The following is a 21,279-nucleotide window of genomic DNA, read 5'->3' as shown; positions in this document are numbered from 1 at the left end:
GAGCGGAACTAGAATTCCATTCGTTTACGCATTCGTACCGTCAGGAGACATATGTCAGGGCATTCGAAGTGGGCGACCACCAAGCACAAGAAAGCAGCCATCGACGCCAAGCGTGGCAAGCTCTTCGCCAAGCTGATCAAGAACATCGAGATTGCTGCCCGCACCGGCGGCGGTGACCCCGATGGCAACCCCACGCTCTACGATGCCATCGTCAAGGCCAAGAAGTCCTCCGTGCCCGCAGACAACATCACCAGGGCCGTCAAGCGGGGCTCGGGCGAGGAGGCCGGAGCGGCCAACTACGAAACCATCGCCTACGAGGGCTACGCTCCCGCCGGCGTGGGCATCATCATCGAATGCCTGACCGACAACCGCAACCGTGCGGCCGCCGAGGTACGTTCCACCCTTACCAAGGGCGGCGGCTCCCTGGCCCAGAACGGGTCGGTCAGCTTCAACTTCGAGCGCAAGGGCCAGATCATCGTCCCCTCGGAGGGCCTGGACTACGATACTGTCTTCGAGAAGGCCGCCGAGGCTGGTGCCGAGGACGTGCAGGACAACGGCGAGAGCTACACCGTGCTGACTGCCCCCGGCGACATGGTCAACGTCCGTAAGGCCCTGCAGGAGGCGGGCATGGACTATGACTCCGCCGACCTGGTCCTCAACCCCAAGAGCGAGGTCACCCTGGACCTGGACTCAGCTCGCAAGGTCTCCAAGCTGATCGACAACCTGGACGACCTGGACGACGTGCAGGAGATCTACAGCAACTGGACTGCGCCTGACGAGGTCATGGCCCAGTTGGACGACGAGTGACCTTATGATTGTTCTCGGCGTCGACCCGGGGCTCACCCGATGCGGCGTTGGCGTCATTGAAGCCGGTGCATCGCGCCGGCTTTCCTTTGTTCATGTGGATGTCGTGCGCTCAGACCCCGAACAGAGCCAGGATCTGCGGCTGCTGGCCATCTACCAGGGGCTGACGGCCGCCCTGGACCGTTTCAGCCCCGATGTGGTATCTATCGAGCGGGTCTTTGCCCAGTCCAATCACAACACGGTGCTGGGAACCGCACAGGCGGCCGGGCTGGCCATGCTGGGTGCGGCACAGCGAGGGATTCCCGTGGCCCTGCACACACCCACCGAGGCCAAGATGGCCGTGACAGGCAACGGCCAGGCCGACAAAATCCAGGTGCAGCGGATGGTGACACGAATTCTTGGTCTCAACCAGCTGCCCAAACCAGCAGACGCCGCAGATGCTCTGGCCCAGGCCATCTGCCACGCTCTAAGGCCCGCCGGAGCCATTCAGGGCGGGGAGCGCGAAGAGCATCTGACCCAGGCCCAGCGCCAGTGGGCGCAGGCTTCCGCCAAGTATGGCAAGCACCGGGGAGTCCAGCGAGACATGTAAGCTGATTCGAACAGACGTTCGATTCCATCGAGGGGTGATCAAGTGCTGGCAATGCTGACCGGGCGGGTGGCCGCCATCGAAACAGGCTCTGCCGTCATCGATGTTTCGGGTGTGGGTTTCGAGGTGCGCATGCCCCAATCGGATCTGGCCTCCATGCGGGCCGAATCCACGGTCACCGTCTACACCGCCCTGTCCCTGACCCAGGACGCGCTGACCCTCTACGGATTCCTCAGCCGCACCTCCAAATCCCTCTTCGCCCAGCTACAGAAGGTCAGCGGCATCGGACCTCGCGTGGCCCTGTCCATCCTCGCCACCCTGAACTCGGACCAGCTGGCCCAGGCCGTGGCTGACGGCGATGCTGCGGCCCTGTCTCGTGCGCCGGGCCTGGGCAAGAAGGGCGCTCAGAAGATCATCCTCGAACTCTCCGGCAAGCTGGATCTGGATGCCGGCACAGGCAAGCAGGGACCTGCCCAGACCGACGACGGCGCCCACCAGGTGGTTGAGGGACTGATCTCCCTGGGCTGGCTACAGCGTGATGCCGAGCAGGCCGTGGAGCAGACCTGCAACGAGGGCGGCTACACCCTGCCCCTGCAGTCGGCCGACATTCCCAAGGTGCTCAAGCAGGCCCTGACCCGGCTGGACAGGGGGCGCTGACCCATGGCTGATAAGCAGATCTCTACGGGATACATCGACTCCCAGAATGGCGATGCCCAGGAGGAATCCCTGCGGATGGTCTCGGCCCGGCCCATCGAAGGCGAGCCGGTCAGCGACGAGGAGCTGCGGCCGGAAACCCTGGACGGGTTCATCGGCCAGCCCCGGCTCAAGGCCCAGCTGGGGCTCTTCCTGGAGGCTGCCAAAAAGCGGGACGTGGCCCCGGACCACATCCTGCTGGCAGGCCCTCCAGGCCTGGGCAAGACCACCCTGGCCATGATCGTCGCCCACGAGCTGGAGGTGCCCATCCGCGTCACTTCGGGCCCAGCCGTTCAGCATGCCGGCGACCTGGCCTCCATCCTGAGCTCTCTGGAAGCCGGCGAGGTGCTCTTCATCGACGAGATCCACCGCCTGCCCAGGGCCGCCGAGGAGCTGCTCTACATCGCCATGGAGGACTTCCGCGTGGATGTCATGGTGGGCAAAGGCCCCGGAGCATCCTCCATTCCGCTGACCCTGCCCAGGTTCACGGTCATCGGCGCTACCACCCGTGAAGGCATGCTGCCCTCACCCCTGCGGGCCCGTTTCGGATTCACCGCCCACCTGGACTTCTACCCGGAGGAGGAGCTGGAGAAGCTGGTCGAACGGTCGGCCAAGGTCTTGGGCATTGTCCTGCAGGATGATGCCGCCCATCAGCTGGCCCTGCGCTCCCGTGGCACGCCCAGGATCGCCAACCGCCTACTGCGCCGGGTGCGCGACTGGGCCATAGTCCACGATCTTCCCCAGGTCGGCCCCGATGACGTCAAGCAGGCCCTGGCCCTCTACCAGATTGACTCTGAGGGGCTGGACCGCCTGGATTTGGCCGTCCTCAAGGCCATCGTCAACAGTTTCGACGGCGGTCCCGTGGGCCTGAACAATCTGGCCGCCATGGTGGGCGAGGAGGCCGAGACGGTCGAGACGGTCTGTGAGCCCTACCTGGTGCGCGAGGGCTTCCTGGTGCGCACCCCAAAGGGCCGTGTGGCCACAACCAAGGCCTGGGAGCACCTGGGCCGCAAACCGCCCGAGGATGTCATGAAGCTGTTCTAGACTGGGGTCTTTGCAGCAATGCACATCGCCGTTTGATGCCCGCCAAAACAAGGAGTGGAAACAACCATGGGATCCATGCTTTTCATGATCGTCATCATCGCCCTGATGATCGCCATGATGTGGGGAAGCTCCCGCAAGAGCAAGCAACAGCAGGCCGCCGTCCAGGACTTCCGCCAATCCCTGCAGCCCGGTGACGAGGTAGCCACCACCACTGGTCTTCTTGGCAAGGTCGTCTCCGTGGACCTGGAGAAGGAGCAGGTGGTCATCGACTCCGAGGGTTCGCAGTCCCGTTGGCGCATCCAGGCCATCACCAAGCCCCCCATCGTCCCCGCCTATATCCACGACGACGAGGTTGACGAAAACGGCAACCCCCTGCCCGAGAATGCGGATGCCCCAGCCGAGGTCACCGACGCTGAAGACACCGCCGCCGCCGATGCTGCCACAGAGAACTCTGCCGCTTCCGAGGACAAGGATGAGGCCGAATCCAAGTCGGATTCCGAACCAGAGCCGGAAGACGAATCAGACAAGGCCGAGACTGAGGATGAGGAAAAGTCCGATGACGCTGACGAATCGGATGCGTCCAAGGATTCCAAGGCTTCGGATTCGACTTCCGCCAAGTCCTGAAGGTCATGCGCGCGCCACACCTTCCGTCAGGCTGACTCCGAACGGAAACGCGGCGCGCGTATGATGGCCCCGGCAACCACTTCCAAGGAGCAAAACAGAAAGAAGATCATGGCTCAATCGGACGATATCAAGGTTGGAGAACTTAAGCAGGTGGGCGATGACGACGCCGCTTATCTGATCTCATTGATCCGTACCATTCCGGACTTTCCCAAGAAGGGGATCCTTTTCAGGGACTTCATCCCGGCCATGTCGGATCCCAGGGGATTAGCCATTATTCTCGACGCCATGAAGCGCACCCTGCCCGTCAAGCCGGAGGACTTCGACCTGGTCGCCGGGCTTGAGGCTCGCGGCTTTCTGATCGGCCCCCAGCTGGCCTGCGATCTGGGTAAGGGCTTCCTGCCCATGCGCAAGGCTGGCAAGCTCCCCGATCCTACCTACAGCCAGGAATACGCACTCGAATACGGCAACGCCCGCATCGAAATCGAGCAGGGCTCCCTGCGCCCTGGCCAGCGAGTCCTGATTGTCGACGACCTGATCGCTACCGGCGGTTCCGCCCAGGCAGCTGCACGTCTGGTGGAGCAGGCCGGAGGCCAGGTGGCCGGTCTCAGCTTCGTCATGGAGCTCAACGGTCTGGACGGTCGCAAGGCCCTGGGCGCCTACCCGGTCACCTGCCTGATGAACATGCCCGCCTGAGCACGATTGGGGGACCATCACCATGGATTTGTACGAATACCAGGCCAGGCAGCTGCTCGCTGAACATGGCATCTCCCAGCCAAGGGCCGTCTATGCCTCAACCGCTGAAGAGGCCGGCCAGGCAGCCGACATCATCGGCTATCCCTGCATGATCAAGGGCCAGGCCACCATCGGCCACAGGGGACAGGCGGGAGCCGTCAAGCGAGCCGAGAATCACGAGCAGGCCGTGGCACTGGCCGAGGCCATCCTGCCCATGAACATCGATGGCCATCCGGTCAGCGGGATCCTGGTCACCGAAGCTCGCAACATCCTGCACGAGTACTACCTGTCCATTTCGGTGGACCGCACCTCCCGGGACTACGATGTCCTGGCCACGGCCAGCGGCGGCACCGAGGTGGAGACCATCGCCCGCGAGCATCCCGAATCGGTTCGGCGCCTGCACATCGGCCCCCTGGAGGATTTCGACAGGCAGGCCGCCCGCACCATGGCCGAGCGCATCGGCTTCTACCATGCCGATCTGGAGCAGGCCGCGCAGATACTTCTGGGCATGTGGCACACCTTCCAGGACAGCGATGCAACCCTGGTCGAGATCAACCCCCTGGCCAAGGTGGGCGACCCGGACGACGAGGCCACCAAGCACCTGGATGCCCTCGATGCCAAGATTTCCCTGGACGGGAACGCAGCCTTCCGGCACGACGGATGGAAGCGGTTCACGGACCCAGCTCAGGTCGACCCCCTGGAAGCCAAGGCCAAGGCTGCGGGCTTGCACTACGTCCATCTGGACGGTCAGGTGGGTGTTATCGGCAACGGCGCAGGACTGGTCATGAGTTCCTTGGATGCGGTGGCCGGGTCAGGACACCGCCAGGGCCTTCCTATCGGACCCGCGAACTTCCTCGACATCGGCGGCGGAGCCTCTCCTGAAGTCATGCGTACCAGCCTGGACGTGGTCCTCTCCGACCCCAAGGTCCGTTCGGTCATGGTCAATGTCTATGGAGGCATCACCTCCTGCCAGCAGGTGGCCCAGGGCATCCTGGCCGCCGTGGATGCCGAGGGTGAGCAGGACCAGAACGACGACCGGCCCATTGTGGTCCGCTTCGACGGCAATGAGGCTGCCGAGGGGCTGGACCTGCTGACCAAGGCCCAACAGCCTCGGCTCAAGGTGGCCCGCACCATGGAGGAGGCGGCAGACCAGGCCGTGGCCCTGGCCGCCCAGGCAGGAAAGGAGACGGGACGATGACCCTCTTCATTGAAGACGGCGCCCCCGTCATGGTCCAGGGCATGACCGGTCACCAGGGCATGGTCCACACGGCCCACATGATGGCGGCAGGCACCAATATCCTGGCCGGAGTCAATGCCCGCAAGGCTGGAATGACGGTCGACTTCGACGGTCCGGACGGCCAGACCCGTCATGTGCCCGTATACGCCGACTGCGCAGCCGCCCGTCAGGCGACCAGAGCCCGCACCTCCGTGGTCTTCGTCCCGCCCAGGTTCGCCAAGGATGCCATGGTCGAGGCCATCGAGGCCGGCATCACCCTGATTGTGGTCATTACCGAGGGCATTCCCGTGGCCGATACCGCATACTGCGTGGCCCTGGCCAGGGAACGCGGTTGCCGCATCGTCGGTCCCAACTGCCCAGGACTGATGACCATGTCCGACCGACCCAACGGCGTTGGCGTAGACCTGGGCATCATCCCGCAGGGCATCGCCGGTCGCGGCCCGCTGGGACTGGTCTCCAAGTCCGGCACACTGACCTATCAGCTCATGGGGGAGTTGTCCTCCATCGGTTTCACCGCCTGCCTGGGCATCGGCGGCGACCCCATTGTGGGCACCACCATGCTGGAGGCCCTGCAAGCCTTCAACCGCGATCCAGAGACCAAGGCCTGCGTCATGATCGGCGAAATCGGCGGCTCGGCTGAACAGGAGGCCGCCCACTGGGCCTCCACCCACATGACCAAGCCCATCGTGGCCTATATCGCCGGCTTCACCGCCCCAGAGGGCAAGCAGATGGGCCACGCCGGGGCCATCATCTCGGGCGGCAAGGGCACAGCCGCCGACAAGAAGGAAGTGCTTGAGTCCGTCGGCATCAAGGTGGGCACCACACCCGGCGAGACGGCCCGGCTAACCCGCGACCTGCTACGGGAGCATGCCATCATATGACCGACAGGGTGAAAGTGTGGCTCCGGGGGGCCCTCGAGGCCTTCCTAGCCATACTTATCTACACTGTCGCCCTAGGCTCCTGCATGGCCCTGCTCCTGCTCATCATTTCCATTGAGGAGGGCGGGCCATCACTGTCCATGGCCACTGTGGCCCTGACAGAAACCATCACCCTGCTCACCCAGGGCTGTGGGTTCACGGCCGGGGCCTTGACCCTGACCATCATCCCCCTGCTGCTGACCGGTCTGCTGATCTGGATGATTCGCTCCCTGGTCAGACGGCTGGGCATGTCCGTCGGTGGTTGCATTGCCGGCCTGGTCGTCTGGGTGCTGTGCAGCCTCATCCTCATGCAGGGCAGCCAGACCGTCCAGGTGGATACCACCCCGGTCATTCTTTTGCGGACCAGCCTGGTCTTCCTATTGGGTTACGGCTGGGCCTGGGTCCGCTCTGAACCGTTCCGCCAGGCTTTCACCAAACGCATCAAAGAATCTTTACCAATTCAGGTCCGCAGGACCATTCGGCTGGGTCTCACGGCCGGATTGATGCTTTTGGCCGCCATGCTGGTCGCCGGCCTGATCGCCTTGATTGTATGGGTCGCCCTCTATCACGGAGACGTGGGCCGCCTGTTCAAACTGACGCGTATGGGCACCGCCTCGGCTGTAACGACCAGTCTGGCCTCCTTGGCCTGGCTACCCAATCTGATCATCTGGACTGCCTCCTGGCTCTTCGGCAGCGGTTTCAACATCGGCGGGCTGGCGACCTTCACCCTCTGGTCCGGACACGCCTCAAGTCTGCCCTCGCTGCCCCTCTTCGGGCTGTTCCCAGAGCCGGTCTCCCGGCAGGAGGTTCGTCTGCTCCTGCTCAACCTGCCTTTGCTGGCCGGAGTGGTTGCGGGCATTCTGCTGTTGACCGGACCATGGGGTGTCAGAATTCACGCCGCTGTGCACCAAGCGGGACTGAAATCCCGAGATACCGCAGTCTGCTTCCTGATGGCAACCTTGGCCATGGCCCTGACCTGGCTGGTCACCCTGCTCGGTCTTGCCCTGCTTTTCCAACTCTCCAACGGGGCCCTGGGCCGCCAGCGACTTGCCGGAGTGGGCGTGCCCATAGCCTCCTCCCTGCGCATGATCGGGACCTCCCTGGGGGTAGGTCTGCTGGGAGTATGGCTGCTGGCACTCGTCATCGCCGCCCTGATCATCATCAAGGACATCCTGATTGACTATCTGCGCCAGGCAGACACCATAAAAAATTCCGCCAAGGCGAAAAACAAGGAAAAACACAACCAATCACGCGGTCAGGGGAGAAAGGAGTCCAAGGCAACCGACCGAGCAGACACACCACGACAGGTTTCGTCCACCCGCAGACCAGGCAAGTAGGTCCGAAGGTGGCGGGGCGCCTCGGCATTCAAGCATAGGAGTAGGAGTTTCCATGGTCACCACGAATCGAACCATCAACCGAGCACTGGTCTCGGTCTACCACAAGCAGGGTCTTGAGGCCATGGCATCGGCCTTCCGCCAGGCAGGCACCGAGGTCGTCTCCACCGGCAGCACCGCAAAGAAGCTGCAGGATCTGGGCGTCCAGGTCACCCCGGTGGAAAAGGTCACCGGTTTTCCGGAGAGTCTTGACGGCCGGGTCAAAACCCTGGATCCGCATATCCACGCCGGGCTGCTGGCCGACATGACCAATCCCGACCATGTCCAGCAACTCAAGGACTTGGGCATAGCCCCCTTCGACCTGGTGGTGGTCAACCTCTACCCCTTCGAACAGACCGTCCTCGAGGGCGCCGATGCTGACCAGTGCCTGGAGCGCATCGACATCGGTGGCCCTGCCATGATCCGGGCCGCCGCCAAGAACCATGCCAGCGTGGCTGTGATCACCGACCCTGATGACTATGCCCTGGCCGCTGACCGCATCGCCTCAGGCACCGGTTTCAGCCTGGCCGAACGCGGACGTCTGGCTGCCAAAGCCTTCGCCTTGACCGCCTCCTATGACGCGGCCATCGCCGAGTGGACAGCACGCACATGGGTTGACGACAAGCAGGACAAGGCCGAGGATCAGAAACCAGCCCAAGCGTTGACCCGCACCTGGCGTCTAGCCAGCCAACTGCGCTACGGAGAGAACCCCCACCAGAAGGCCGCCCTCTACCTGGACCCGCTGGACCGGGACGGTTTCGCCGCCGCAGAGCACCTGGGCGGAGCCAAGGAAATGAGCTACAACAACTACGTGGATGCGGATTCCGCCTGGCGCTCGGTCTGGGACTTCCCCGACCTGCCCGCAGTGGCCGTGGTCAAGCACTCCAACCCCTGCGGTCTGGCCGTGGGGGAGGACATCGCCCAGGCCCACCGCCGCGCCCACGCCTGCGACCCCATGAGCGCCTATGGCGGGGTCATCGCCGCCAACCGCACGGTCACCCTGACCATGGCCCAGCAGATCAAGCCGGTCTTCACCGAGGTGATTGTGGCTCCAAGCTATGAGCCCGAGGCCCTGGACCTGCTGCGAACCAAGAAGAACCTGCGCATCCTGTCTGTGCAACGCCGCCCGCGTCAGCGCCCGATCATCCGTCAAATCGACGGGGGAGCCTTGGTACAGACGCCCGACCTGATCGACGCCCCGGGGGACGATCCCTCCACCTGGCGTCTGGTCTCCGGCAACCCAGCCGACCAGACGACCATGGATGATCTGACCTTCGCCTGGCGGGCCATCCGCTCGGTCAAGTCCAACGCGGTGCTCCTGGCCAACCAGGGAGCCACCGTGGGTATCGGTATGGGCCAGGTCAACAGGGTTGACTCCAGCCACCTGGCAGTCGAGCGGGCCAACACGCTGGATGAGGGCCGTAACCGGGCCAAGGGCTCAGTGGCCGCATCCGATGCCTTCTTCCCCTTCGCGGATGGTCTGGAATATCTGATCCAGGCCGGCATCAGGGCCGTGGTGCAACCGGGTGGCTCCATCCGTGATCCTGAGGTGATCAAGGCCGCCCAGGACGCCGATCTGACCATGTATCTGACCGGGACACGCCACTTCTTCCACTGATGAAACCGGACCCTGCGGTCAAATGTCGCCCTGCGGCAAATTCTTTGACCGCAGGGTCCAATGCGGTGATATGCTGAATGAACTGACCAGCGATGATGCTGACTAGGTACCCATAATTCGAAGGAGATATTGTGACCTATCAGACAGTCAATCCTTTTAACAACCAACTGATCAAGACCTATCCAGATGCCACCGATGAAGACCTGGAGAACGCCCTGGCCCGTGGCCATGACCTCTACAAGACCTGGCGCAAGCAGGAGGGCCCCGGTGACCGTCCCGCACAACTGCGTCAGGTCGCCAAGCTCTTCCGTCAGAACGAGGACACCCTGGCAGCCAACCTGACCCTGGACATGGGCAAGCTGGTGGGCGAGGCCCGCGCCGAGGTGGAGCTGTGCGCAGACATCGCCGACTACTTCGCCGACCACGCGGAGGAGCTGCTGGCTCCCGTCCCCCTGGACAACCCCGCTGGCAAGGCCTACTACGTCAAGCAAGCCACCGGCATCGTGTTCATGGTTGAACCCTGGAACTTCCCCTATTACCAGATCATGCGCGTGTTCGCCCCCAACTTCATTCTGGGCAACCCCATGATCCTCAAACACGCCTCCAACGTGCCGGGTTCGGCTGTGGCCTTCGAACAGACCGTGAAAGAAGCAGGAGCCCCCGAGGGCAGCCTGACCAACCTCTTTGTCAACTATGACCAGGTGGACCGTGCCATCGCCGATCCCCGCGTCTCTGGCGTGGCCCTGACCGGGTCGGAGCGCGGCGGCGCCTCCGTGGCCAAGTCGGCTGGAGCCAACCTGAAGAAGTCCTCCATGGAGCTGGGCGGCAACGACGTCTTCATAGTCCTGGATGACGCTGACTGGGATCTGCTCAAGAAGGTGGCCCCGGGTGCCAGGCTGACGAACGCCGGCCAGGTCTGCACCTCCTCCAAGCGTTTCATCGTCACGGAGAATCGCTACGATGACTTCGTTTCGCTCATCGTCGATGCCTTCTCGCACGCGGTTCTGGGCGATCCCAGCAACCCCGAAACCACGCTGGCCCCCATGTGCATGGTCTCCGCACGCGACAACCTGGCCAAGCAGGTCGAAAGCGCTGTGGCCGGTGGAGCCAAGGTCGCCTACGGCAACAAGCCATACGATTCGCCGGGGGCCTTCTTCACCCCGACGGTTCTGACGGACATCGACCGTAACAACCCCGTCTACAACCAGGAGATGTTCGGCCCTGTGGCCTCCATTTACAAGGTGGCCAACGAGGATGAGGCCATTGAACTGGCCAACGACTCCAGCTACGGCCTGGGCGGTGTGGTCTTCTCCTCGGATACCGACCATGCGGATGTCCTGGCCCGTCGCATCGAGACCGGCATGACCTTCATCAACGGCGGATGGGTGACCATGCCTGAACTGCCCTTCGGTGGCGTCAAGAACTCCGGCTACGGCCGCGAGCTCTACAGCCTGGGCTTCGACACCTTCGCCAACGAGCATCTGATCTTCCAGCACAAGAACTGATCGGACTGCTCCGGCTCCTTGTTGAAACAGCGACCGTGCCATCATCGTCCAAGGGCGATGGCGGCACGGTCGCTTTGCGTCAACAGCACTGGTAGGCTCGAACCGACAGAGCATATGCAGAAGGCAGGAGAACATGGCAGACGCGGCTAAGACCGAAAATCCGAACCTCAAGCCCCCGCAACCGCCCAAGACTTCTGGTCGAGGCCACCCCTTCGTCTCGGAGGCTCAGGAGGGTCATCCTATCTGCGAGGCCATCATCTTTCTCGTGGTGCTTGTCGCCGCGCTCGTGGCCTTCTGCGGATACACATGGGCCGCGACTGGACTGGTGTCCGTCGCGGCCCTGGTTTGCGGCGCCCTGCGCCTGATCCTCAAGGAACGCAGCCCCTGGAAGGTGCGGTCGGTGCCCTTCGATGCCTTCATCAGCATCGCCCTGGGCATCGGCCTGCTGGTCACCTACACCAGCATTCAGCTGATGCTGTGACCCCTCTCAGCTTTCAGTAGGCTTGTCTTCGGATTGATCATCACTGTCTTCTGTTTCCGAAGCAGTATGAAGGGGCTCGACCTGCAGATCGGGAATGGTTCCTGCATTAGCGGGGGCAACAGCATCCTTTCCAGCATCAGCATCTTGCTCTGCATCGGAATCGGATAGAGACGATACATCGACGGTTTGAGCAGTGGTGTCCGCAGGGGCGACCGTGTCAGTTGTATCAGCAACAGGGGTTTGAACCGGAGCAGGTGATGCCTGGGCCGATTGATCCTGAACCTGGGCACCAGCAGGAGCAAAGGCTTCAGCCTGAGCATCCGGGCCCAACTGAGCCTGAGCACCGGGGGCAAAAGCATCAGCTTGTGCTTGTGCCTGAGCATCTGCATCCACCTGTGCAACTCGCTGCGCATCAGTGGCAGCGCCCATGGCACGCATGGCCATGTTGTCGGTGATGATGCTGGTCATGATGATGACCAGGGCGACCAGAGAGGCAGCCAGCAGCGGGCAGATCCAGAAGAGCCAGAGCTGGGAGATCGGGCTGACGGCCATGTGCTTGGACTGGGCGAAGATGGCGATACCGGTGGAGCGAGCCGGGTTCAGTCCCGAGCAGGTGATGGGGTAGGTGACCAGCACGCCGACGCCATAGGCCAGCCCGGTGTAGAGAGCATGATTGCGGCGGGCACGGCCGTCAGAGCGCAGGGTGGTGATGGCCGCAGCCACCACGATCATGCAGCCGATCAGCTCAACCACGATGGCCATGGGCGCCCCGAAGGCGATGTGCTGCTGACCCAGGGTGGCCGCAGCGGGTGAGCCGCCGGAAAAACCGTTGACCGAGAACATGAGCCAGGTCCTGTCCGGCACGGATTTGCTGACCGGCACAAGGGCAACGGCAAGTGCGCCAGCGCCGATAGCGCCGATCACCTGGGCGACGATGTAGATCAGCCCGTCCACCATGCTGATCTGTGAGGTGAACATGGCCGCCACGGTCACGGCGGGGTTGAAGTGTCCGCCGGAGACGCCGCCCAACATGGCCGTCACGACCAAGTAGGTCAGGGCGGTTCCCAGGACCGGCAGCACCACACTGGGCTGGCCCATGACCAGCTGGCCGAAGCTGTAGGACAGGTAGATGACCGCGCAGATCAGGAAGGTGCCCGCCAGCTCGGCGGCGGCACGAATCCAACGAACATCACGAGGCCTGATCCGCCTGCGGACGGGCTTTGCGGCAACCTGCCCGTCGGCCTGTTCGAGGACCGGCTCAGCACTTGCTTCCATAGTCATGTTCCCCACCTTGCAATCCCTTCGACGACAATGAACAACAACAGCTTCCAGCTTAGGGCAAGCCAACAACACTTCCCTAGGCTCCGATATAGTATGATATGACCTTTTGGCGGCTGCGGTCGCCCGGAACGTTAACCGTTACATATCTATCAGGCCACGTTGGGAGAACGATGCCACATCCATACACACAGGCGATCAGAGCGCGCGAACAGGGGGAGGAAGGCATCCGCCTCCAAAAGGTGCTGGCCCAGGCCGGATTCGGCTCTCGTCGCAAATGCGAGCAGATCATCACCCAAGGCAGGGTCGAGGTCGACGGCGAGCTGGTCACCACCTTGGGCAGCCGGGTGGACCCATCCCACCAGCAGATCCGCGTTGATGGATCGCGCATCCATCTGAACGACAAGCATGTCACCCTTGCCCTGAACAAGCCGCGCAAGGTCCTTTCGACCATGGACGACCCCAAGGGTCGGTTCACTCTGCGCGACATCATCGGGGACCGCTACGAGCGGGTCTTCCACATGGGCAGGCTGGACTATGACTCCGAGGGCCTGATCCTCATGACCGACGACGGTGAGCTGGCCCAGCACGTCATGCACCCGCGTTACGAGGTGGAGAAGACCTATATCGCCACGCTCAGCGGCCACATTGGCGGCAATGTCTGCCGGCGGCTGGTCACCCAGGGCGTGGAGCTGGATGACGGCCTGATCCGCCTGGACCATTGCGCCATCATCGACCACAACCGCGAGCACACCATCGTCAAGGTGGTTCTGCATTCGGGCAAGAACCGGATAGTCCGGCGCATCTTCGGTGCCATCGGCTACCCAGTGACCCGGTTGGTGCGCACCCAGATCGGCCCCATCCGGCTGGGCGAGATTCGTCCTGGCTCCTATCGGGTGCTCTCCGCCGCCGAGATCAAGGCCTTGGATAAGGAGGTCGGACTGTGATCACCGTCGCCATCGATGGCCCTGCGGGAGTGGGCAAGTCCTCCACCTCACGGGCCCTGGCCAAGCATTTCGGCCTGGCCTACCTGGACACGGGCGCCATGTACCGGGCGGTCGCCCTATGGTGCATGGACCGCGGGCTGGACCTGGACGCAGACCAGCCCGACCAGGAGGCGATCACCGAGGCCGTGGCCGAATCCATCACCGGTGGCCACCTGGTCATGGGACTCGATCCCGAACATCCCACTGTCAGCCTGGACGGTCGTGACGTGGATGAAGAGATACGCTCTACCAGGGTCTCCGAGCATGTTTCCGTGGTCTCTTCGATTCCGGCCGTGCGCCGGGTTCTGATAGCTGCCCAGCGGGCCATCATGGCCGACCAGGAGCGCGGCGTGGTGGCCGAAGGACGGGACATCACCACCGTGGTGGCCCCGGATGCCCAGGTCCGTGTACTCCTGACAGCCCGTGAGGAGGTCCGCCAGGCTCGCCGCAGCGGCCAGGCCCAGGCTGGATCAGCCGGCGCCGAGGATCTGGCTGCCCGGGATGCCCGGGATTCCAAGGTCACCTCTTTCATGAGCGCAGCCGACGGGGTGACCACCGTGGACAACTCCGATCTGACCTTCGAGCAAACCTTGCAGATCCTGATCGATCTGGTCTCCTCGGCCATGGAGGAGGACTCCTACGACGAGTACGCCCGCAATCTGGACGACTATGAGCTGGATGAAGAAGACCGTGCTCTGCTGGAGGGCGGCTCAGAGAGCCAGGATGACCAAAACCAAGGCCCCAAGGCCGTGGGCGTGCTGGCCGTGGTGGGAAGGCCCAACGTGGGCAAGTCCACCCTGGTCAACAGGATTCTCGGCCGCCGTGCTGCCGTAGTCGAAGACACCCCTGGCGTGACCCGGGATCGTGTCAGTTACGAGGCTGAATGGGCCGGCACCCAATTCAAGCTGGTGGACACCGGCGGCTGGGAAAGCGATGTGGAGGGCATCGAATCCGCCATCGCTTCCCAGGCGCAGGTCGCCGTGTCCCTGGCTGATTCCGTCATTCTGGTCGTGGACGGCCAGGTGGGGCTGACCGCCAGCGACGAGCGGATCGTCACCATGCTGCGGGCTGCCGGCAAGCCGGTCGTCCTGGCCGTCAACAAGCTGGATGACCGTATGGCCGACTACACCGCCTCCGAATTCTGGAAGCTGGGCCTGGGCGAACCCTATGCCATCTCCGCCATGCACGGCCGGGGGATAGGTGATCTGCTGGACGCCGCGCTGGAACAGCTCAGCAAGGCTGAGAAGACCTCGGGATTCCTCACCCCGGAGGGCCTGCGCCGGGTGGCCCTGGTCGGCCGGCCCAACGTGGGCAAGTCCTCCCTGCTCAACCAGCTGGCTCACGAGGAGCGGGCCGTGGTCCACGATGTGGCCGGCACCACCAGAGACCCGGTCGACGAGGTGGTACAGGTGGACGGCGAGGACTGGCTCTTCATCGACACCGCCGGCATCAAGCGTCGCCTGCACAAGATCTCGGGTGCCGAGTACTACTCCAGTCTGCGCACCCAGGCGGCCATCGAACGCTCAGAACTGGCACTCATCCTCTTCGATGCCTCCCAGCCCATCGCCGATCAGGACTTGAAGGTCATGAGCCAGGCCGTGGATGCGGGTCGGGCCATCGTCCTGGTCTTCAACAAGTGGGATCTGCTGGACGACTTCGGCCGGCAGCGTCTCGAGCGGCTCTGGCAGACCGAGTTCGACCGGGTCACCTGGGCCGAACGGGTCAACCTGTCTGCCAAGACCGGCTGGCACACCAACCGGCTGGCCAAGGCCATGCGCACTGCTCTGGAATCATGGGACAAGCGCATACCGACCGGCAAGCTCAACTCCTTCCTGGGCAAGGTTCAGGCTGCACACCCGCATCCGTTGCGAGGCGGCAAGCAACCGAGGATCCTCTTCGCCACCCAGGCTTCCACCAGGCCGCCGCGTTTTGTAATCTTCGCCACCGGCTTCCTGGAGCACGGTTACCGCCGCTATCTGGAACGCTGCCTGCGCGAGGAGTTCGGCTTCGAGGGCACTCCCATCCAAATCTCCGTGCATATCCGCGAAAAGAAGAAGCGCAAATGAAGAAGGTCCCTGGCCCGGCTCTTAAGTCGGCCCAGGGACCTTGCCTTCTCGACTAGACGGCCTTGTCTGCAAATCCTTGTAGAAAGAACTGTGTTTCTGGACATTTGTTGTATTTAGGGGACCTCCAAATCCTTCCAAAAGATTCAGATAGTCCCCATTACGTATATGCAGATCTGCTATTTGCAGTCTCCTTCAAACCACTAATTGCATATAAGCACTAGCGGTGGTATACGGGTCCGCCCTGCCCGGCATACTTTCTGCCAGCGTATGAACCATAGGCACATATGAGTACAAGGACGATTGCCAGAGCCGTTCCACAGGTCCAGTAGAGTCTGACTCCGCTATAAGCCAAGGCAGACAGGATCATGACCACGCCCAGAATCATGAAGAGCACCCCGCCAAACTGCTGACAATGGCGCCAAGCCTCGCGGCTGGCGTAGGCACCTGGCACTCGAAAACCGCTGATGCCGTTGGGTCTGGTTTTAGGAGCAAGATTGCCGATGACTATGAGAGTCAGACCGGTCAAAAGCATGGCGACCTTATCAATGCCGAAATCCGTCGGCCACCATCCCCAATGAGGATCAGCAACAGCTAATTCGAACAGATCTATAACAGTGAAAATAATCTGCATGCATAGACCACCCAGCAGAAAAACGGTCAAGGTATGCCCCGCTTCATCACCACGTTTAATCAAATATGCGCGCAGGACGAGCATGAGGATGGTCCAAATCAGCGCAATGACCAGACAGAAGCAGGGCATCCAAACCAGCTCCTGGGGAGAGCCCCAGCGATCCACCTGGTTCTGAGCGTTCCAATGAAGCGGGACGTTTTCATTCGGCAGACGATTGACCACTATGCGGCTTACGCCCAGCATGATTATCCCCGGCACCCACTGAGCCGCGACAAGGGTCGGGACGAACCGACCCGCTTTGCTGCCATCCGCCATGAGAGTCTCCTTAGGACTCGGAAACCGCCGTCGAACCAGTTTCCTTGCTCACAGTCTGAGGCTCAGACACACTTCTCTTGTCGCTGGCGCTGGTCCGCAGGCGGTAGAGCCACTGAATAGTGCTGTCCAACACGCTCAGATTGAGTTCGTAGATGACCCTAGTGCCCTGCTTGTGGCCGACAATCAGGTCTGCTTCTTTCAACTTCCGCAGATGATAGGACAGCTTGGACGGGGTCATTCCCAGCTTTTCAGCCAGGCGTCCGGCCTCCATGCCGCCCTGCTCCAAAAGATCCAGCACACGACGACGCAGGGGATCAGCCAGAGCCGCTGTTGTTTCTTGAATAGCCATAAGTCTCCTTTTTCGATGATTTTCTCTAGTATTTGCATGCTAACATTGTTTCAATCAATATTGTATATCTTCTTCAACTTTTATACGCTTTTCAATCACTGAGCGCAAAATAATTGACAATCGCCCGGATTGATGCCTGTCGTGGCGACATTAAACTGTTGAACATACCTACTTTTCTGAAGCCGAGGCTGATTGGGGAGAACATTGGCTCAAACCCGGTCAGCCAGACCCGATCTGAGGTCATGCTACTATGAATAACTTCGGCGAATAGGAGAATTTGCGGCATGGGCGAAAATGGAATAAAAGTCAACGTTGGTAAGGCCGCCATCTTCGATCTCGACGGCACTCTTCTGGATTCTATGGGAGTCTGGAAGGAAATCGACCAACGATTCTTCGCTCGTCGCAACATCCCCATGCCGGACGATTACGCATCTGTAGTGGCCTCTATGCAGACCGGTGCCATCGCCAGATACACCATCGACCGCTTCCACCTTGACGAGCACCCAGAAGATCTTGTGGAGGAGTGGAACGAGGACGCACTCCTGCTCTACGCCACAGCTGTACAACCCAAGCCACATGCACTTGATTATCTGCAAGCGCTAAAAGCCAGCGGTGCCGCCCTGGCTGTGGCAACCAGCCTCCCTCCGCGCCTGCGACAGACTGCTCTGAAGCACGCTGGGATGACCGATTGTTTCGACCAGGTCTGCAGCGTGGATGATGCCAAAAGCATTGGCAAGGAGGAACCGGAAATCTACCTGTTGGCTTCGCGGATGCTGGGTGTACCACCTGACCACTGCACTGTGTTCGAGGATCTTCTGGTCGCCGTCGATTCGGCCAAACGCGCTGGGATGAAGGTCTGGGCCATGTACGACCAGTCTTCGGCCAAGGATTGGGATGTCATTCGCTCTGAGGCCGATGGCGCTATCACTGACTTCGCCCAGGCGCCTACCATTCTCTGACTCGCTCCGCAACGGCCGGAGCCAGCTGTTACCATGAAAAGCGTCAAGTAGTTTGGTGGAGGCGTTATGGGCAATTCAGGCAGGATAAATGCCGGTTGCTCAAGGTGGCTGTACTCACGTTTGCTCGCTCGTCTGGGATTGCAGAATTGGTGGCCGGCAGAGACCGACTTCGAAATGATGATCGGAGCGGTGCTGGTCCAACATACAGCTTGGGGGAACGCGGCCATGTCCATCGAGCAGCTGCGCGAAGCCGATCTGCTCAACCCCTGCAACATGGCCGACGTCGACCTGGCAAGACTGACGAACTTGATCAGATCAAGCGGCTTCATGAAGGCCAAGGCACGCACCTGCAAAGCCCTGGCTCAGTGGCTGCTGGCTCATGGCATCCGCACGGCCGATGTTGAGGATTGCGCGGATGAAGGCCTGCGTGACGACCTGCTCACCATTGCCGGGGTTGGACGCGAGACGGCGGATGTCATACGGCTCTATGCCTTCGGCCAGCGCTGCTTCATTTGGGATGCCTATGCACGCCGAATGCTGGACGGTCTGGGTTGGGCCTCCCTGCGGTCATACCAGGAGGGCGAAGAGTACGAGGCGGATTATATTCAGGTTGATCAATGGCCGCTGAACGATCTGCGCGAATACCACGGGCTGATCGTCCAAGCGGGCAAAAACCATCGCAATCCCCAGGCCTATGCCGCCTTCCTTAAAGAACTTGGCGGTCATGGAAGCTCTTCCAAGTGAGTTGATCCCTTGAGGTTCGGCCGAGTCACAAGGCATATGACGATACCCATATACGGCACCTATATACGATACGGCTGCATCTTATGACCGTATTCCCGCGTAACAATCTTGTCCGCACCTCAGTGAATCGCGCACAATAAGGTATTGACTTGACTTCAAGCGGATTGAACTCCGTAGACTATGTTTCATCCGCATACTTGGCAGGCGAATACGCCAGGTAGTGAAGAATGGGGAGCAAGAGCATGAAGGTAGCAAAGTTTGTAAAGCCGGGCCGCATCGAGCTGGAGGAAGCACCGATGCCGACCATCGAAAAGCCTGGAGATGCCGTGATTCGGGTCATCCGGGCCTGCGTGTGCGGATCCGACCTGTGGTGGTACCGGGGTATTTCCTCAATGCCCTCAGGCAGTCACGTAGGGCATGAGGCCATCGGCCTGGTCGAAAAGGTGGGCTCGGATGTCTCTCATGTCAAACCTGGTGACTTCGTCATTGCGCCCTTCACTCATGGCTGTGGGCACTGCGCAGCCTGCAGGGCCGGCTTCGACGGTGACTGCCTTGATCCGGACAGGCGGGGGAGCGGCGGCTATCAGAGCGAGTATCTGCGATTCACCAAGGCGGACTGGGCCTTGGTGCAGATTCCTGGCCAGCCTGAGGACTACAGCGACGACATGCTCGACTCCCTGCTGACCCTCTCCGACGTGATGGCCACGGGTTATCATGCAGCCGCTACAGCCCAGGTCAAAGATGGCGATACGGTCGTGGTCATGGGCGATGGAGCGGTGGGTCTGTGCGGAGTCATAGCAGCCAAGCTGCGTGGGGCCGAACGCATCATCGCCATGAGCCGGCATGAGGACCGCCAGAGGTTGGCGCGTGAATTCGGAGCCACTGACATCGTGGCTGAACGTGGCGACGCTGCTGTGGAGCAGGTCATGGCCCTCACCGACGGAGCAGGAGCCGATGCGGTTCTGGAATGCGTAGGCACCGAACTGTCCACAGATACCGCCGTCAAGGTGGCTCGGCCCGGCGCAGTGGTCGGCCGGGTCGGCGTACCGCAGCAGGCTACCATGGACACCTCTAAGCTGTTCTGGCGCAATGTTGGGCTGCGAGGAGGCACGGCCGCAGTCACCACATATGACAGGCATCTGCTGCTTGATCAGGTGCTCAAGGGCAGCATCCAGCCAGGCAAGGTCTTCACCCAGCGCTTTGCCTTGGATCACATCCAGGAGGCCTATGAGGCCATGGACCAGCGCACCGCCATCAAATCCCTGCTGCTTGTTAGCGAATGAGGCTGCAACAGTAATCAGCTGATTCTCGGCGCTGCTGACATTACCGGTGGCGCCGCGTAAGCATGCCTTCCTGAACATGCCTCTTATTTCGAAAAATCAGGGCCGTGTCAGGGATAATTCAGGGTAAATCAGGGTATTTCATCCCTTCTTTCGCTGATATCAATGGAATTGACTGATGACGACAAGGATGACCGTCATACAGGGTCAAGCGACGAACGAGGGCACATGACATCTGCGAGGCGAATCAGCATTACTGGGCGTAGATGCCTCGGTCTGGAAGGTCGTTGATGATCATCCAAGGGAAAGATGCAACTATGAATAACCCCAGCATAAGCGTGAGCAGAGGACCGACACCAACGATTGAAGCTACGGGGCTGTCCATGGTGGTCTCCCCGCGCCGCGGCGATTCACTGACCATTCTCAATGACATAGCGTTCACTGCCTATCCGGGGGAGATGACCGGCATCATCGGGCCGTCAGGCAGCGGCAAATCGACGCTGCTGTACTGCCTGGCTGGGCTGGAGAAGGCCACTAGCGGCACTGTGCTTCTGCTGGGCAAGGACATAACCCGTCTGGGGCTGTCGGCCATGACCAAGTTCAGACGCCAGCATCTAGGCTTCGTATTCCAGTCCTACAACCTGATCACCAGCATGACAGTCGAACAGAATCTGGCTCTGCCATTCACTCTTCGCGGATCCCGCTTTCCCAGAAAGACGGCGGATTCCCTCTTGAAGTACTTTGGCTTGATCGATCAGAAAAAGAAAAGCGTCACCCTGCTGTCGGGCGGCGAGCAGCAACGTGTTGCCCTGGCCCGCGTCCTGTTGTCCGACGTAGACGTGGTATTCGCGGACGAGCCGACTGGCGCCCTGGATCAGGAATCCGGAGAAAAGGTCATATCGGTGCTGAAGGAACTTGCCAACCACGAAAAGAAAACCATCGTATTGGTGACACATAACAATGAGGTGGCGGGTCAGTGCGATCGGCTGTTTGCCGTGCGCGATGGCCGAATCAGCCAGTCATTCTCTGCGAAAGCGCCCATGGCATGAGAGGCGCC

21 protein-coding genes are annotated in these 21,279 nt (G+C 61.4%); 18 read left to right on the top strand and 3 right to left on the bottom strand.

Going from position 1 to position 21,279, the window contains the following annotated elements; all coding sequences use genetic code 11:
• Positions 1–51: 51 nt before the first annotated feature.
• The 12 genes from J3U06_RS09140 to J3U06_RS09085 all read left to right on the top strand — a co-directional run bounded on the left by J3U06_RS09140 (position 52) and on the right by J3U06_RS09085 (position 11,614).
• On the top strand, positions 52–807 hold the full coding sequence (locus J3U06_RS09140) for a YebC/PmpR family DNA-binding transcriptional regulator (protein ID WP_267444980.1): 756 nt from the start codon (positions 52–54) through the stop codon (positions 805–807).
• Between the two features lie 4 nt (positions 808–811).
• Positions 812–1,393, top strand: a complete 582-nt coding sequence (gene ruvC / locus J3U06_RS09135) for a crossover junction endodeoxyribonuclease RuvC (RefSeq protein ID WP_267399964.1) — start codon at positions 812–814, stop codon at positions 1,391–1,393.
• 42 nt (positions 1,394–1,435) lie between these two features.
• Positions 1,436–2,047, top strand: a complete 612-nt coding sequence (gene ruvA / locus J3U06_RS09130) for a Holliday junction branch migration protein RuvA (protein ID WP_121914658.1) — start codon at positions 1,436–1,438, stop codon at positions 2,045–2,047.
• Positions 2,048–2,050: 3 nt separating this feature from the next.
• Positions 2,051–3,127, top strand: coding sequence for a Holliday junction branch migration DNA helicase RuvB (gene ruvB, locus J3U06_RS09125; RefSeq protein ID WP_211120622.1), 1,077 nt, complete (start codon positions 2,051–2,053; stop codon positions 3,125–3,127).
• Between the two features lie 66 nt (positions 3,128–3,193).
• Positions 3,194–3,751 carry a preprotein translocase subunit YajC gene (locus J3U06_RS09120; protein WP_267444979.1) on the top strand — a complete coding sequence of 186 codons (558 nt, stop codon included), beginning with the start codon at positions 3,194–3,196 and terminating at the stop codon, positions 3,749–3,751.
• A 108-nt stretch (positions 3,752–3,859) separates the two neighbouring features.
• On the top strand, positions 3,860–4,444 hold the full coding sequence (locus tag J3U06_RS09115; protein ID WP_267430554.1) for an adenine phosphoribosyltransferase: 585 nt from the start codon (positions 3,860–3,862) through the stop codon (positions 4,442–4,444).
• Between the two features lie 22 nt (positions 4,445–4,466).
• Positions 4,467–5,681 carry an ADP-forming succinate--CoA ligase subunit beta gene (gene sucC / locus J3U06_RS09110; RefSeq protein WP_267399968.1) on the top strand — a complete coding sequence of 405 codons (1,215 nt, stop codon included), beginning with the start codon at positions 4,467–4,469 and terminating at the stop codon, positions 5,679–5,681.
• A complete protein-coding gene (sucD, locus tag J3U06_RS09105; RefSeq protein ID WP_267399970.1) occupies positions 5,678–6,601 on the top strand; it encodes a succinate--CoA ligase subunit alpha in 924 nt (307 codons plus the stop codon). Before sucC ends, sucD begins: the two co-directional genes overlap by 4 nt.
• Complete coding sequence (locus J3U06_RS09100; protein WP_267399972.1) at positions 6,598–7,974, top strand: DUF6350 family protein; 1,377 nt, start codon at positions 6,598–6,600, stop codon at positions 7,972–7,974. The genes sucD and J3U06_RS09100 overlap by 4 nt, the downstream gene beginning before the upstream one ends.
• 52 nt (positions 7,975–8,026) lie before the next feature.
• Entirely contained in the window at positions 8,027–9,628 is a 1,602-nt protein-coding gene (gene purH / locus J3U06_RS09095; RefSeq protein ID WP_267399973.1) for a bifunctional phosphoribosylaminoimidazolecarboxamide formyltransferase/IMP cyclohydrolase, read from the top strand.
• A gap of 131 nt (positions 9,629–9,759) precedes the next feature.
• Complete coding sequence (locus J3U06_RS09090) at positions 9,760–11,133, top strand: NAD-dependent succinate-semialdehyde dehydrogenase (RefSeq protein ID WP_267399975.1); 1,374 nt, start codon at positions 9,760–9,762, stop codon at positions 11,131–11,133.
• Between the two features lie 133 nt (positions 11,134–11,266).
• Complete coding sequence (locus tag J3U06_RS09085) at positions 11,267–11,614, top strand: DUF3017 domain-containing protein (protein ID WP_267444978.1); 348 nt, start codon at positions 11,267–11,269, stop codon at positions 11,612–11,614.
• Positions 11,615–11,620: 6 nt separating this feature from the next.
• Here J3U06_RS09085 and J3U06_RS09080 read toward each other — a convergent pair whose 3' ends face one another.
• Complete coding sequence (locus J3U06_RS09080) at positions 11,621–12,895, bottom strand: MIP/aquaporin family protein (RefSeq protein WP_267399977.1); 1,275 nt, start codon at positions 12,893–12,895, stop codon at positions 11,621–11,623.
• A 170-nt stretch (positions 12,896–13,065) separates the two neighbouring features.
• Between J3U06_RS09080 and J3U06_RS09075 the strand changes: the two genes are divergently transcribed.
• Positions 13,066–13,839 (top strand): pseudouridine synthase, encoded by a 774-nt coding sequence (locus tag J3U06_RS09075; protein ID WP_024627734.1) that lies wholly within the window; start codon positions 13,066–13,068, stop codon positions 13,837–13,839.
• Positions 13,836–15,944, top strand: a complete 2,109-nt coding sequence (der, locus tag J3U06_RS09070; protein WP_267444977.1) for a bifunctional cytidylate kinase/GTPase Der — start codon at positions 13,836–13,838, stop codon at positions 15,942–15,944. The genes J3U06_RS09075 and der overlap by 4 nt, the downstream gene beginning before the upstream one ends.
• A 217-nt stretch (positions 15,945–16,161) precedes the next feature.
• Here the strand turns inward: der and J3U06_RS09065 are convergent, their stop codons facing one another.
• Together J3U06_RS09065 and J3U06_RS09060 are read right to left on the bottom strand one after the other, a co-directional pair.
• On the bottom strand, positions 16,162–16,890 hold the full coding sequence (locus tag J3U06_RS09065) for an SdpI family protein (RefSeq protein WP_267399979.1): 729 nt from the start codon (positions 16,888–16,890) through the stop codon (positions 16,162–16,164).
• A gap of 10 nt (positions 16,891–16,900) precedes the next feature.
• A complete protein-coding gene (locus J3U06_RS09060) occupies positions 16,901–17,239 on the bottom strand; it encodes a metalloregulator ArsR/SmtB family transcription factor (protein ID WP_024627731.1) in 339 nt (112 codons plus the stop codon).
• 284 nt (positions 17,240–17,523) lie between these two features.
• On the opposite strand from J3U06_RS09060, the gene J3U06_RS09055 reads away from it, so the two are divergent.
• The 4 genes from J3U06_RS09055 (at position 17,524) to J3U06_RS09040 (ending at position 21,271) form a co-directional block, all read left to right on the top strand.
• Entirely contained in the window at positions 17,524–18,198 is a 675-nt protein-coding gene (locus J3U06_RS09055; protein ID WP_267444976.1) for an HAD family hydrolase, read from the top strand.
• Between the two features lie 120 nt (positions 18,199–18,318).
• On the top strand, positions 18,319–18,942 hold the full coding sequence (locus tag J3U06_RS09050; RefSeq protein ID WP_267444975.1) for an endonuclease III domain-containing protein: 624 nt from the start codon (positions 18,319–18,321) through the stop codon (positions 18,940–18,942).
• Positions 18,943–19,184: 242 nt separating this feature from the next.
• Entirely contained in the window at positions 19,185–20,225 is a 1,041-nt protein-coding gene (locus J3U06_RS09045; RefSeq protein WP_267399985.1) for a zinc-dependent alcohol dehydrogenase family protein, read from the top strand.
• A 314-nt stretch (positions 20,226–20,539) separates the two neighbouring features.
• Complete coding sequence (locus J3U06_RS09040) at positions 20,540–21,271, top strand: ABC transporter ATP-binding protein (protein ID WP_267444974.1); 732 nt, start codon at positions 20,540–20,542, stop codon at positions 21,269–21,271.
• Positions 21,272–21,279 lie beyond the last annotated feature (8 nt).

It is taken from the genome of Bifidobacterium sp. B4142, from assembly GCF_026537325.1.
Classification (GTDB): Bacteria; Actinomycetota; Actinomycetes; order Actinomycetales; family Bifidobacteriaceae; genus Bombiscardovia.
The sequence above is the reverse complement of the archived record's forward strand: the minus strand, read 5'-3'. Positions and strand labels throughout refer to the sequence as shown.